Raw genomic sequence first — 14,083 nt, forward strand, 5'->3', positions numbered from 1 at the left:
AGTTTGATAAAACGAGAAAATCCATGTTGAATATTGATTCAGGAAAGTTATCGCACATCGCCATATCCCGTTACGAAGAACATATCTGGCTACTACAGCAACAAAACCCTGGCCGCATTCTCAAGCAGCTCTCAGCCTGGCGGCTTCATGACGATGTTAGTATTTCAATGCTGATACACGCTATTCAGTCTGTTATTGAAGCAATACCGGATCTGAACGTACGCTATGAGTTAAATGATGACGGTGAATTACATAAAACCCGAGTCATGGGCTGGCAGACATGCCTTGAGTTTTTCCATGCCAGCTCACATGCAGACATGATCAAGCAGATACTGGCTGTACAAGCATCTGCTTGGATTCCTGAACAGCATCCACCTTTTAAAATATTGATAATACAAAAAAATAATGAAGTTGTTTTATCTCTTATTTTGCACGAAATATTGGCACAAATTTGTCATGAAAAAGAGATACTCGAAATACTGATCCGCGCTTATGCCGGTCACTGTGTAGAACCTCCATCTCTAAAACGTGTTTCCTTACTACCTTTCGACGGAAAAGCGGCTTCTCTCGTATCCTGGCTGCGCTGTTGCAAGAGTGAGAACAGCATTATTCATTCCTCTTTTGATGTCACAACTGACCTGAGTAAAGATCGGCTCGCACTGCGTTGGAAAACAGGACTTAAAATTAATGAACTGAAAACGTCCCTTTCCCGCGACAAACTGCCCCACTGTGTGTCGGCTATGATTTCAGCCAGATTCGCCCAGTTCATTGGCCTGCTCGGCGGTCAAGAAAAGATTGCACTTTGCCTGTTACAGCCGGACGGCTTCCGCCGCATTATTATCGAGTGTGGCATGGCGGAAACACAGATCATCAAATCCGTCATGGATAGGCTTCAGGCGCAACCAGACGAAGATAATCTTCTCTCCGGTACTCCTGTAACAGGGAGTGATGAGTCCTGGGTATATGTTCGGTTGCTATCTCGTCCGAATGGCCTGGTTGAACAACAGAGTTTACTGAGCCAGCCCATCCTGTTGCCAACCTATGAAATGCGTCCCGATTTTGAACTGGCAGCAGAGTGTGAAGGTACAGAAGAAATTAGCCTTATATTAACAACCGGCCAGGCGATTTCCGGTCACATTGGCGAGTTTCTGCTAAATCGTTTTGTGTCATTTCTTAAAGGCGGTGAAGATGCCATTGCAGGTTTAGTCGCGAATTCTGTGCCTGGCACTGCTGTGCACTCTGCTCACAACGCCCCCGAAAAGGAAATTTCCGCTGGTACTGATGAAATAGCAGCGATCATATTGTCAGAGTTCCGTGAAACTTTGGCCGTTACAGATATGACGCTGGATGATGATTTTTTTGACTGTGGCGGTCATTCTCTGCTGGCAACGCGCATTATCGGTAAACTACTCGGCACGCACGGGCTGGAAGTGCACTTCGGTGATTTCTTCAGTCATCCTTCTGCTGCCGCCTTGGCATCACGCGCAGTGATAACAAATCAGAGTAAGGATACGGAGCCTTCGGCGCAGACGCAAAACGATCGTTTGACGGCGCCCTTGGCACTCGCACAAACCTCTCTTTGGAATGCCTATAACGCTTATGAATTTAGCACCATCTTCAACCTGCCATTCGCACTGGATTTTCTTGATGAGGTTGACGAAACGCTCCTTGAGCAGGCTTTTTCTGATCTTATCGAGCGTCACTCCAGTCTGCGCACTCTATTCCATGTTCAAAATGGTGAGATCTGTCAGCAGATTGTCGCTATGTCAGACGTGAATAATGATAAGTGGTTCTGGTACAGTCACGAAAGTAAAGGTATACGTCTTGATGACGAGGCTGCTTACAAGTTCGATCTTTCCCGCGAATTGCCAATCAGAATACGGCTGATCCGCAATCCAGAAACCGGACGTCAAATATTGTCATTCCTCGTTCATCATATGGTTATTGATGAATGGTCGTTGAATGTCCTGATGGAAGAACTTGCCCAGGCTTATTTAGCGCGTTCTGTAGGTATGGCTCCTGTCTGGAAAAAAACCGCATTGTCATTCCATAAGTTTGCTCTACAACAGCAGGCAAATGGCTTCAATCAAAAGCATCTTGATTACTGGACTAACATGTTGTGTGATGCAACGTACGGGTTAGAACTCGCCTTATCTGACAATCAGAAGACTATCGCAGCGCATGAAAGTTCGTCAAAAGCTGGTTGGATCGAATACAAACCTAAACCTGAAATCACTCATCGTCTTTATTCCTTCGCTCGACAGAATAATGCTTCCCTGTTCAGTGTTGTCTACGCTGCAATTGCACTTTCGCTACACAAGCTTGGCAATCTGAAGGATATTGTGATAGGTACTTCTGCGTCGGGTCGTACTGATCCCGATACCTATGAAACAGTAGGCTACTTTACCACCATGGTTGCCCATCGGCTGCAGTTCTATCCAGAGCAATCCGTCGGCACACTGATCGAAGACACCAGAGACACTATCAATAATTCCATGCCGTATGCGGATATACCGCTCGATATTATCCAACAATCGTTAGGGATGACGCCTGAGGATGGTCTGATCTTCGACGTTTATATTCAGATTCATGCCAATAATGCGTTGAATGGTGCCCTTAAGACCCCGTCTGGTAACGATATATGCTACCGGCAAATTGATCCTGATAAAAAAGAATCCATGTTTGGTCTTCAATTCGAGATCATGGAAGATGTCATTGATGGAGAAAGAATAATGCGACTGGTGATAACTTACCGTGCGGATCGTTACCCTGAAGAACACGTCCAGCGCATCTGTGAAACCATAGATAAAGTTTTCACATTCTTCACAACACCTGATGTCTCAAGCCTCCCCCTTGCTCAAGTTCCTGTGTGATATCTATGGGGTGATGAACCAATCATTATGGATGTGATGTGATGTGGTTAGGTCAGGTCAGGGGAGGTTTGTTGCCTGACCGAGTCATATAACCCTACTTCGTTCTGAAAGAGAAAACATTATGCGATCTGCTATTACTGTCATATTACTGTGCTTGATGGGGACATCGACCTTTGCCGCAACGCGGCAGGTCACGGATACTATGGGACGGGAAGTCGTTATTCCTGAGGAGCCACAACGTATTGTGGTGATGAGCGAGCCTGCTCTCGGCCTGCCCTTAATGGAGCTGGGCGTTCAACCGGTCGGCAGTTATGGTCGTTCGGAAGATGGCACTTATCAGCTTGGTGCAGATTTCGTCGATAGTGTGCTCGGTGAAGGGTACACAAAACCACAAGGCATCAGTGCTGGCAGGGAAATCGATCTGGAAAAACTTTATGCACTTAAACCCGACCTCATTATTGGAACCGAATTCGATATCGACAAGGTAAAACAGCTTTCAACGGTTGCTCCTGTCTATCTGCAAAATTTCCTTTCTGGAAAATTCCATCATTTCAAGATTGAAGAAAATCTGGCCAGACTTACCGGACGTGAGCAGAATTTTCAAAAACGGCGGGACATATATTTACAGCGCGTAGCGGCAACGCGCGCCCTTTTGCCGGAAAATACGGCTAATAAGACCTATCTGCCGATCCTTATAACAGATCAGATCAATGTCGTCGGCGAAGCGACCGGTTTCACTCAGGCATTGGAAGATCTTGGTTTCACCCGCCTGAAACTCTCGGCACAAGGCGGTCTTTCGGTCACCTCATCTCAACTGCTTTTACAGTTGAGTGCTGACAAATTAGGCGAACTCAATCCGGACGTTCTGGTAGTACTCAACAGTTGGGGCAGTAAGGAGCACGATGAGAACGCTATTCGCTCTGCACTTGATCGGATTGTGCCTGGATGGACTCACTATATGAAACCCGCTCGCGAAAAACGGATTATTTTTCTTAATGCGGGCGAAGTTTTTACCCCCACGTTTGCCAGTGCGGAACATACTCTCAGAGCCGTGGGAGAATGGGCTAAGACAAAGCAATAAAATGATCCAGTCAGCCAGAGGCTATGTGAATTCAACTTATTTTTATACTTGCTTCTATTAATCCGGATTTTTCAACCACGTGAATAAACTATGAGAGAATTAACGTCAATGCAGGCAGCCTGCTGGGTCGGACGTAACGTTCAGACCGATTTGGGAGGTGTTGCCGCACATCTTTATGCCGAATTCGACGGCCATGACATTGAGATAGAAAGATTTAAACAGGCTCTGGAACGTGTTTGTTCTCTGCACCCCATGCTAAAACTCTGCGTCAACGCTGAAGGGCTTCAGTCTGTTATTCCATCCGGTGAGTCGTTGTTACTGGAAATTGAGGATTTTAGGGGATTACCAGAACAAGAGGAGGCAAGGTTACTTCTTGTTAAACGCATGGAGTGGACCCATCAGAAGCTTGATCTTTCTTCTGGTCAGGCGTCCCGTTTTTCACTCAGTCTGCGAGATGGCGGAAAATTTCGCCTGCATGTCGATACAGATATGATAGCTATCGATCCTTCGAGTTTCAGGGTATTAATGGAGGATCTGGCGATATTTTATGATAACCCGGATCAGCCGGTTCCGGTAATCGCGTCATATTTCAACTGGTGCGATCAGGTGCGCACCGATCCCTATCTAAAAGCTGCCCGTGAAAGGGACAGAATCTGGTGGCGCTCACGTATTCCGCACATTCCGCCTGCCCCCGCGTTGCCGATTAACAAAACCTTGCCCAATCAGGCTCGCAGCCATCGGCTGGCGGCATGGCTCCAGCCAGACGAGCGTCAGGCCTTGAAAAAACTTGCCCGAACACACAGGGTAACCATGTCGAGCTTAATGCTGGGACTTTTCTCTATTGTTCTTGGAAGGCATACCGGAGATAAATGCTTTCGGCTCAATGTACCGATGTTCTGGCGTTCCCCCCTTGTGGATGGCGTGGAGAGGATCGTCGGCGATTTCTCTAATGTGCTCATCCTCGGTGTAGATATCAATGGAACAGAAAGCCCTGCTGACCTTTGTAAACGGCTTGGCGGGCAACTGACAGATTTGCTCGCCCATTCGGCTTATCCTGGTGTGAATCTGATGCGCGATCTTTCCCGGCATCATGGCGCGACGCAATTGACTCCTGTCGTCTTCACCACGGCGCTGGATATACCGGAGGGAGAACTTCTCTCAGATCGGGTCAGGCGCGTATTTGGTCCTATGAACTGGGTTATCTCACAAGGTCCGCAAGTTGCGCTCGACGCACAAGTTGCTTCCGCCGACGGGGGTATTCTCATCAACTGGGACATTCGTCTGGATATACTGCCAGAAGAATGGATAACCCCAATGTTCGACAGTTTTGTTAATTTCGTCCGTGAAATCGCCACATATCCGCAACGCTTCGATGAGGCAATACATTCACCCGATGCAATAACAGCTCCATCACCGAGAGTCAGAATTGAAGCCACTGACTCTACTGTAAAAATCGATCGAAAGAATAGCATGGAAAAACCATTAACCTCCCTGCAAATGGCATATCTGCTTGGGCGGCGGGCAGAATTACCGCTTGGTGGCGTTGCGATGCAAGAATTTCGCGAGTATCGCGGGCGCATGGACTTGGAACATCTGCGAAATCACCTAGCGGATATGGTTCAGCGTCATGAAAGTTTACGCACCCGGATAGATGCAAAGCGACTCGTCCAATGTGTTAGCGTAGAAGCGGATATCAATTTACAGCAAATCGACCTGAGTACCCTGTCACGGGAAGAGGCACTCCGTCATGTGGAAAACCACCGTGAAGCATTTGCACATGCTCTTTTCGACTTGGAGCGTTCTCCGTGGGATATCACGTTGTTTCGTTTGCCAGAGAATCAACCGGAAGAGAATAACCTGATCGCGTTTGTTCGTTTTGACGCACTGATCCTTGATGGACGATCGATAGCTGCCCTGATGGTAGAACTTTTCGAGGGCAAGGTATCAATCATGGAGGATACTGGTGCCCCCTTGGATGAGGAAGATATCTCTGAAAGGCGCAAGATAGATGAAGCGTATTGGAAAACAAAGCTTGAGACAATCAGTGGTCCACTACGATTTCCGTGGAAAAAACCACTGGCACAAATAGGCACTTCTCTCTATGCACGGCAAAGCCTGATTGTAGCACGGGAAGATTACATCGCAGTGTCGAAAGCCGGTGCCAAACAAATGCTTTTCAAGAATTCTACCATCATGACGTTGGTACTTGAGGTTATGTCCCATTGGATCGATGAGAAGAGTTTGTTCATTGGTGTTCCCGTCGCACCGCAGGTATCCGGTGTTTTATGCAATCGTTCAAGTTTTATTGTGGTTAACTGGAATGTTGAGCAGGGCAATCTTTCTGAGCGAGCCAACACTCTACAGAATGATGTGCTGGAAGGGCTCGAACATCTTGCATTTTCAGGTATAGACATTACCCGACTTCTGGTTGAAAAGCATGGTGCAGGCCCTGTTTTACCGGTGGTGATTACCAACGGACTTTCGTGGCCGGTATCAGGTCACGAAAGTTGTATGCAGTTGCATAGTGGGCTAACTCAGACACCACAAGTTGCGATGGATATTCGTTTTTCGATCAATGCAGATAAAGCGCTTGTTTTTGACATCGATTATGCTACTGCAGCGGTTGAATCGGCTCTCGTTCGAGACATTTTAGGAGCTATACGCAAAGCAATACAGGTCATCGCAGCTTCAGGCGTATTCGCAATTTCGGCACGGGATATTATCGATACGAACCACTATCGATTTAACGGCATTGAAACTGATTTTCACTGCGGGCGATTTCTCAGTCGGATAGCCACCAATATCTTCGACAGCAAAAACACTAAAACGGCACTTATCAGTGGCGACAGGCATGTCAGCTACGCTGAACTGGGATGTAATGTGCGTCGAATAATGGGAGCTTTCATGGAGAAAGGGCTTTCCAAAGGAAGTGTCGTTGCCCTCTGTATGCACCGTGGGCCTGAGCACACGGCTGTGACACTAGCCTGTGCGTTGACGGGAGTGATCTGGGTTCCGATAGACGCAGATTCGCCCTCAGAGCGACTGCGCTATCTCCTTGAAAACTGCCATCCGGACCTTGTGGTAACGACAAAAAGAGAAGAGATTGAATATCCAGCAGAAACACCTGAAAAACTCTTGTCTGCCGAGCCGTTGGCGGAGCTTCCTCTTATGCTTGATGCTCTCTCATCAAGCGAAGCGCCCGCCTATTACCTCTATACATCCGGGACAACCGGAAGGCCGAAATGTGTTGTTTTATCCAATAAATCAACATCGAATGTCATCACCAGTACTCTTGACGAATGGTCTGTAACGCATCGGGATGTCTTCATTTCTGTCACACCTTTGCATCATGATATGTCGGTCTTCGACGTTTTTGGTTGTCTGACAGCAGGTGCGACCCTTGTTCTTCCCGCTATCGGTGAAGAAAAGGATGCACTACGCTGGAACCAGTTGGTTGCCAGGCACAAGGTGACATTATGGTGCTCCGTACCCGCTATTCTGGAAATGCTTCTCGCGTGCCGCCAGGGGAGTGAATTGAAAAGCCTGCGGCTGATTGCTCAGGGTGGCGATTACATCAAACCGGCGGTTATTGGTAGTCTGCGTACACTCCTGCCATCAGTACGGTTGATTTCGTTGGGGGGACCAACAGAAACGACTATATGGAGTATATGGCATGAAATAGGGCTGGACGACGTTAGCCAGATCCCCTATGGAAGGCCCTTACCGGCTAACAGCTATTTTCTGCTAAACGAGCGTGGCAATCATTGTCCGGTGGGTGTTACTGGCCTTATTCATACGGCAGGCGTCAATGTCGCATTGGGTTATCTGGAAAACGGAAGCCTCACCCAGACCAATTTTGTGACCATCAAGGACACGAACGGAAAAGAGCTCCGTGCGTTCCGGACCGGTGATCACGGGCACTATCGTCGTGATGGTATTATTGTCTTTGATAGCCGTGTCAACGGTTACGTCAAGGTGCGTGGAGTACGTATTTCGTTGCCGGACATCGAGAATGAACTGGTTCGCCACCCGTCGGTTAAGCACGTTCTTGTGGTGGATTATGGCGAGGAAATGCACGGTGAGACCGCCATCGGCGTACTTTATGTGCCGCAACAAGAGGGTGCTTTATCAGGAGCAGAATTGCGCCAATATGCCTGCCAATGTCTGCCAGCATCGCATATTCCAACACGGCTCCTACCGGTCCCTGAATTACCGCTCTCACCAAATGGTAAGCCTGATCGCGCTAAAGCACACAGCCTGCTGACGGAATCGGTGTATGAGCAACCATCTATTAAGCGCGACGCTTTCCCAGCTAGAGAAACAGCGATGAAAAAACAGGTGCTGGAAATTTATCTGGACGTGCTCGGCCAATCACACGCTAGCCACATCGATGGAGACAGCGACTTCATCAGCATGGGGCTGCGCCCTCAACATCTGAAAACAATTTCAGCACGTATCTATGAGAAATTTGCGATCGTGCTCTCGCTCTCGCAACTGCTGCGTTGCCGTAACGTAGCAGAAGTCGAACAGCACTTAATGGAAAAATTTTAGAAAACAACACGGATTATTAATATGAATAATATTGACCTGATCGGTATTGGTATTGGCCCCTTCAATCTGGGATTAGCGGCGCTGCTTTCGTCACACTCTGATCTGACCAGCCTTTTCCTCGAACGTAAGCTTGAGTTTCGCTGGCATGAGGGACTCCTGTTACCCGGTACAACGTTGCAGGTTCCATTCCTGGCGGATCTGGTAACGATGGCGGAGCCTACACACCCTCTGAGTTTTCTTAATTATCTTCATAAACATGATCGTCTTTACAAATTCTATTATTATGAAAACTTTCAAATCCCGCGCCAGGAATATGACCATTATTGCCGCTGGGTGACGCAACAGCTTCCCTCCTGCCAATTCGGTGAAAACGTTACTGATGTGGCTTATGATCCAGTTTCCGATCATTTCATTATTGAAAGTAAACCTCATACGGGACCGACGCATCAGTATTACAGTCGTCATCTTGCTATCGGTATAGGAACCGCTCCATTTCTGCCTGAGTGGGCTAAAATCCAGACTAAAGCGCCTATTTTACATTCGGCAGAATTCATAAACAGACGTGCACAGCTCTCAACATGCCGGCGTGTCACGGTAATTGGTTCAGGGCAAAGTGCTGCCGAATGCGTGCTAGCGCTCCACAATGCATTGACGCCTGAAATGATAGAGGCCGGTGCTTCAATCCAGTGGATCACCCGATCTGCCGGTTTTCATCCTATGGAATCGTCGAAACTTGGTCAGGAGTGTTTCACGCCAGCCTACATGAACTATTTTCACAATATAACAAGAGAGAAACGCCGCAAGATCGTGTCGGGTCAGGGGGGACTTTATAAAGGTATCAGCGTCTCAACTATCGCAGATATTTTCGATATTTTGTATGAAGGCTCCATCGGTGGCCGTGATCCAGGACTTCTGCTTATTTCAAATTGCGAAGTCGAGCAGGTGGAAAACATAGGAGACTCTGAAGCGTTGCGGGTTGTTTTTCGTCATCGGCATCTCGATAAAGTCGGCGTCATTGAAACCGATGCTATTGTCGCTGCTACAGGTTATGAGCATACCAGCCCCGAATGGTTAGAAGGACTCAAAAATACTGTGCTTGCAACCGATGATTATGGCGATTTTATTGTAAAAGAGGACTTTAGCGCTCAGCGCCTTGACAAAGGAAAAGGCTTTATTTTCGTCCAGAATGCTGAGATTTTTCAGCACGGTATTGGCTCTCCCGATCTAGGGCTTGGCGCGTATCGCAATGGGATTATTGCCAACCAGCTTCTTGGGCGAGAGTATTATCGCTTGCCTAAAAACTCATCATTCCAGAGCTTTGATCTACCATAGTGTTACGATACAGGAGATAAAGATGACATTGTCCCTTGCGGATAAGAACAAGCTAGATGCGTTTTGGCATTACTGTGTTAAAAACCAGTATTTCAATATCGGCTATCCTGAGTCCTCAGACTTTGATTATTCTTATTTACAGAGATTCATGCAGTTCTCTATCAACAATTGTGGTGACTGGGGAGCGGAGTGCAACTATCTCTTAAACTCTTTTGAGTTCGAAAAAGAGGTCATGAAATACTTTGCTGAACTGTTCAAAATCCCTTTCGAAGAAAGTTGGGGTTATGTTACCAACGGAGGAACGGAAGGTAATATGTTCGGCTGCTATCTTGGGCGAGAACTATTCCCGGAAGGGACACTTTATTATTCAAAAGATACGCATTATTCGGTAGCTAAAATCGTCAAGTTACTGCGTATCAAATCTTGTTTAGTAGAATCCTTACCCACTGGTGAAATAGATGATAATGACCTGATGCAGAAGATCATTGCTCATAAAGAACCACATCCAATCATCTTTGCCAATATCGGCACGACATTGCGTGGTGCGGTGGATAACATAAAGATTATTCAACAACGTATGCAGCAAATCGGTATCGCTCGTGAGAATTATTATCTACATGCCGACGCTGCCTTAAGTGGGATGATCTTGCCGTTCGTAGATAACCCGCAGCCTTTTACCTTTGCAGATGGTATCGACTCCATTTGTGTCTCCGGGCACAAAATGATAGGTTCCCCCATTCCTTGCGGGATTGTTGTTGCAAAACGGAAAAACGTTGAGCGTATTGCAGTCGATGTTGATTACATTTCGGCTCAGGACAGAACCATATCAGGTTCACGTAATGGCCAGACACCACTAATGATATGGGCAGCCATTTGCAGTCACTCGTTTGCCGATTGGCAGCGCCGCACCAAACACTGCCTGGAGATGGCACAATATGCCGTCGAGCGTTTCCGTGCCGCCGGGATAAACGCTTGGCGTCATGACAACTCCATTACAGTGGTATTTCCATGTCCGTCGGCAGCCGTCTGGAAGAAGTATTGTCTGGCAACGTCGGGGGATGTTGCACATCTAATCACCACGGCACATCATCGTGACAGTCGTAAAATTGACGCATTAATCAACGGTGTTATTGCGGAATCGCGTCATATAGTTCAAGTGCAGGATGCTGTCATGTGAGAGGTAAAAACAACGACATTGGGGCTTACCCTGTGATTTTGGTATGTTAGCCAAATCATAACGATGACACTGTAATTTATTTTATATAAGATAAACTGAAGGAGCCTTTGGTGCTTACAGCAAAAAATATCACCGCAACTTACGGCAAGAAAACCGTATTGCATGATTTGTCAGTAGACTTTGCCCAAGGGCGCATCACTGCACTCGTCGGGTCTAATGGCTGCGGTAAGTCGACACTTCTGAAGTCCATCATGGGTTTCATTCCCCTGAAAAGCGGAGAAATTCTGTTGGAAGGTAAGCTGATTACAGGGATAAGTCGTAAAGCACTGGCCCGAAGAATCTCTTATCTGCCGCAGGAATGCCACTGCCCGGATTACATGACACTGGGAGAGTTGATCGAGCTGGCAGCTTGTGGGCGCAATTCGCTTTTCGGTGGGCCATCCTCGCGGGATCGCAAATTGTTTCAGGATGTACTGGAAATCGTCGGCTTGGCCGATAAGGCAGGCTCTCAAGTCAATGCCCTTTCAGGAGGGCAACGCCAGCGCGCCTGGGTGGCGATGGTGCTTGCACAGGACACTGATATCATTCTTATGGACGAGCCAGTGAACCACCTGGATATCAAATATCAATACACGGTGCTTAAACTGGTTCGCGATCTCTCACTCCAGCACGGAAAAACCGTCGTTGTGGTGTTACATGATTTAAATCTAACAACGACTTTTGCCGATGATGTTGTGATGCTGAATACTGGCAGCGTCATTGCAGCAGGTGCTGTCAATAAAACGATAACGGTAGATAATATCCGGCGTGTATTCAATATTCCGGCCGATATTTTCAGTCACAACGGCAGCATTATCTGTCAGCCTTATCCGGGCATAAACCATCCTGAAAATCAGCCTAGAGTATGACAATGAAATCCAGATTGTTTTTTATATTCGCCCCTTTTGTATTGCTGCTGATCTTTTTTTCCAGTCTCTCTTTTGGCGTGAATATTGCGTCAGTTTCGCAAATTTATGCGGCCTTAACACAGCCCGAACCGCAGAACTATGAGCAGGCAGTTATTCTATACCAGCGACTGCCACGGGCTTTGATTTCTGTTTATGTCGGTGCGGTAATGGCATGCAGTGGTCTCGTCTTTCAGGGGCTTATCCGCAATCCACTGGCCTCCTCATCAACATTGGGAATCAATGCCGGTGCGGCACTGTTTGTCATCGTAGGCGCAATCAGTTTTGAGTTTGACCTGACATTACAAGGCATAGCCGCGCTTGTCGGCGGATTATTTGGTTTTTTGTCATCTCTTGCGGTATCTCGCCTGGCTGGTGTTAACGGCGTTTCTCGTGACTTGCTACTGATACTGTCAGGCACATTAATAACGATGCTTTATCTTGGAATAAGTAATGCTGTTCTTCTTGCCTATCCTGCATTACGAACCGAATATTTGAGCTGGTTAGCAGGGGCTATCAATCATGCCTATATCACAAGGCTTCACCATTTCTGGTGGTTCGGTATCCTGGCCTTGATAGTACTTTTATTACTGGCACGCCCACTGACTCTTATTCTGCTCGGTTACGAAAAGGCGTTTTCGATTGGTGCAAATGCCACGCTTGTTTCACGCATTGCGTTGATTGCAGCCATAGTTGCATCCAGTTCTGCCGTTGCCATATGTGGTCCTATTGGTTTCGTGGGGCTGGTTGTCCCCCATATTGTCAAGCCTCTGGTTGGTCAGAATTTTATGCTGTCGCTGCCAGCTTGTGCTCTGACGGGGGCCAGTATCTGCCTGATTGCTAATCTCTGTGCACAGACACTTTTCCAGCCTTATGTCATACATACCGGCATTCTGATGGATTTTTTGGGAGGGTTGTTTTTTATCTGGATCATAAGAAAGCGCTATCTTTCAGTGACATCGGAGAGATCGTTATGAATTTCGGTCAGGCAACAGACGGACAAAGGGTATTACGTTTCGCCAACGGGTTGCAGATGCGTACCCGTGATATAAAAGTCGGTTTATACCTATTTACCATCACGATCATACTCGTGGTTATTTCTTTAAACGTCGGGGTTACGAACGTTGGTATCCGTGAATTCACGCATATGCTTTTCGGGTATTCCCTTGATCACCACCAATTTTATGCACTTTGGGTTGTACGGATACCTCATATTTTATTGGGTTTGATGGTGGGTTGGTGCGCAGCCCTTGCTGGTGCTATTTTACAGCCGATTGCCCGCAATCCACTGGCTGACCCCAGCCTTTTGGGCATAAGTCAGGGATCTATGACGATGATCATAGTCTTGCTGGCGTTTATTCCTTCCGCACCTAAAATGCTGATCGTCATTGCTGCACTAGGTGGCGGACTGATTGTTGCGTTGTTTTTGACTTTGCTCGTTGGCAATAATCGCGCAAGTGGCTTGGCAATTTTGCTGATGGGGATTGCCGTCTCATCCGTTCTTAGCTCTGTCAGTTCTTTTCTTATTCTCTATCTTCCGACAGAGTTATCCTTGAATCTTTCTGGATGGATGCAAGGATCGTTGTTTCAGGCCAATTGGTCAATTATCGCATCATTCATGCCATTATTCTTATTGAGTATTATCGGAATTCTGCTCACTGGCCCCGCGTTAAACCGCTATGAGCTTGGAAACGAACTTGCCATGTCCCTTGGGGAGCCTATCAAATATTCCCGCCCGTTGCTGATGATGTTTTCTGTTCTGTTAAGCGCAGCATCTGTCACCACAGTGGGGCCATTGAGCTTTGTGGGGATATTAGCACCGCATCTGGCTAGCTTTATTTCATCAGCTACAGGCCGCGCCCGACTGTTTCTTTCCGCTCTGGTGGGCGGCAATCTAGTCGTCGCCGCGGATATCATGACGAAAGCAGTACCCTCAGAAGTCTTTCTCCCTATCGGGTTAAGCTTCACACTCATTGGCGTACCCCTGTTCATCCTGACGATGCGGCTGAACGCATTACGTAAACGCTGAATACCTGAGGCGTGATATCAGTTTATTAAATAGACGCGATGCTCGACTTTTATGATGAGTTGAAATGACATAGCCGCTCCTTTATAACTTTAAGTC

The 14,083-nt window shown here is 47.2% G+C and carries 8 protein-coding genes; all 8 read left to right on the top strand.

Translation table 11 applies throughout. The features are described from left to right. The first annotated feature begins 23 nt into the window (after nucleotides 1-23). Nucleotides 24-2,873, top strand: a complete 2,850-nt coding sequence (locus AAY47_RS04015; protein ID WP_047767141.1) for a condensation domain-containing protein — start codon at nucleotides 24-26, stop codon at nucleotides 2,871-2,873. A gap of 121 nt (nucleotides 2,874-2,994) precedes the next feature. Further along, on the top strand, nucleotides 2,995-3,954 hold the full coding sequence (locus tag AAY47_RS04020) for an ABC transporter substrate-binding protein (protein WP_047767112.1): 960 nt from the start codon (nucleotides 2,995-2,997) through the stop codon (nucleotides 3,952-3,954). 90 nt (nucleotides 3,955-4,044) lie between these two features. Continuing rightward, on the top strand, nucleotides 4,045-8,505 hold the full coding sequence (locus AAY47_RS04025) for a non-ribosomal peptide synthetase (protein WP_047767114.1): 4,461 nt from the start codon (nucleotides 4,045-4,047) through the stop codon (nucleotides 8,503-8,505). A 21-nt stretch (nucleotides 8,506-8,526) separates the two neighbouring features. Next, complete coding sequence (basC, locus tag AAY47_RS04030; RefSeq protein ID WP_047767116.1) at nucleotides 8,527-9,837, top strand: putative histamine N-monooxygenase; 1,311 nt, start codon at nucleotides 8,527-8,529, stop codon at nucleotides 9,835-9,837. A 22-nt stretch (nucleotides 9,838-9,859) separates the two neighbouring features. Beyond that, a complete protein-coding gene (locus AAY47_RS04035; RefSeq protein ID WP_047767118.1) occupies nucleotides 9,860-11,014 on the top strand; it encodes a histidine decarboxylase in 1,155 nt (384 codons plus the stop codon). Nucleotides 11,015-11,124: 110 nt separating this feature from the next. Continuing rightward, complete coding sequence (locus tag AAY47_RS04040) at nucleotides 11,125-11,922, top strand: ABC transporter ATP-binding protein (protein WP_047767120.1); 798 nt, start codon at nucleotides 11,125-11,127, stop codon at nucleotides 11,920-11,922. 2 nt (nucleotides 11,923-11,924) lie between these two features. Next, nucleotides 11,925-12,935 (top strand): FecCD family ABC transporter permease, encoded by a 1,011-nt coding sequence (locus AAY47_RS04045; RefSeq protein WP_152669757.1) that lies wholly within the window; start codon nucleotides 11,925-11,927, stop codon nucleotides 12,933-12,935. Continuing rightward, nucleotides 12,932-13,987, top strand: a complete 1,056-nt coding sequence (locus AAY47_RS04050) for a FecCD family ABC transporter permease (RefSeq protein ID WP_047767123.1) — start codon at nucleotides 12,932-12,934, stop codon at nucleotides 13,985-13,987. The genes AAY47_RS04045 and AAY47_RS04050 overlap by 4 nt, the downstream gene beginning before the upstream one ends. Nucleotides 13,988-14,083: the final 96 nt, after the last annotated feature.

Origin of the sequence: Xenorhabdus griffiniae, assembly GCF_001028135.1 — a bacterium.
Lineage (GTDB): Bacteria > Pseudomonadota > Gammaproteobacteria > Enterobacterales > Enterobacteriaceae > Xenorhabdus > Xenorhabdus bakwenae.

What these genes read in the sequence shown, in the direction of transcription:
- AAY47_RS04050 (WP_047767123.1), top strand. Translation starts at nt 12,932, where the DNA reads ATGAATTTCGGTCAGGCAACAGACGGACAAAGGGTATTACGTTTCGCC.
- AAY47_RS04020 (WP_047767112.1), top strand. Translation starts at nt 2,995, where the DNA reads ATGCGATCTGCTATTACTGTCATATTACTGTGCTTGATGGGGACATCG.
- AAY47_RS04035 (WP_047767118.1), top strand. Translation starts at nt 9,860, where the DNA reads ATGACATTGTCCCTTGCGGATAAGAACAAGCTAGATGCGTTTTGGCAT.
- AAY47_RS04015 (WP_047767141.1), top strand. Translation starts at nt 24, where the DNA reads ATGTTGAATATTGATTCAGGAAAGTTATCGCACATCGCCATATCCCGT.
- basC (WP_047767116.1), top strand. Translation starts at nt 8,527, where the DNA reads ATGAATAATATTGACCTGATCGGTATTGGTATTGGCCCCTTCAATCTG.
- AAY47_RS04045 (WP_152669757.1), top strand. Translation starts at nt 11,925, where the DNA reads ATGAAATCCAGATTGTTTTTTATATTCGCCCCTTTTGTATTGCTGCTG.
- AAY47_RS04025 (WP_047767114.1), top strand. Translation starts at nt 4,045, where the DNA reads ATGAGAGAATTAACGTCAATGCAGGCAGCCTGCTGGGTCGGACGTAAC.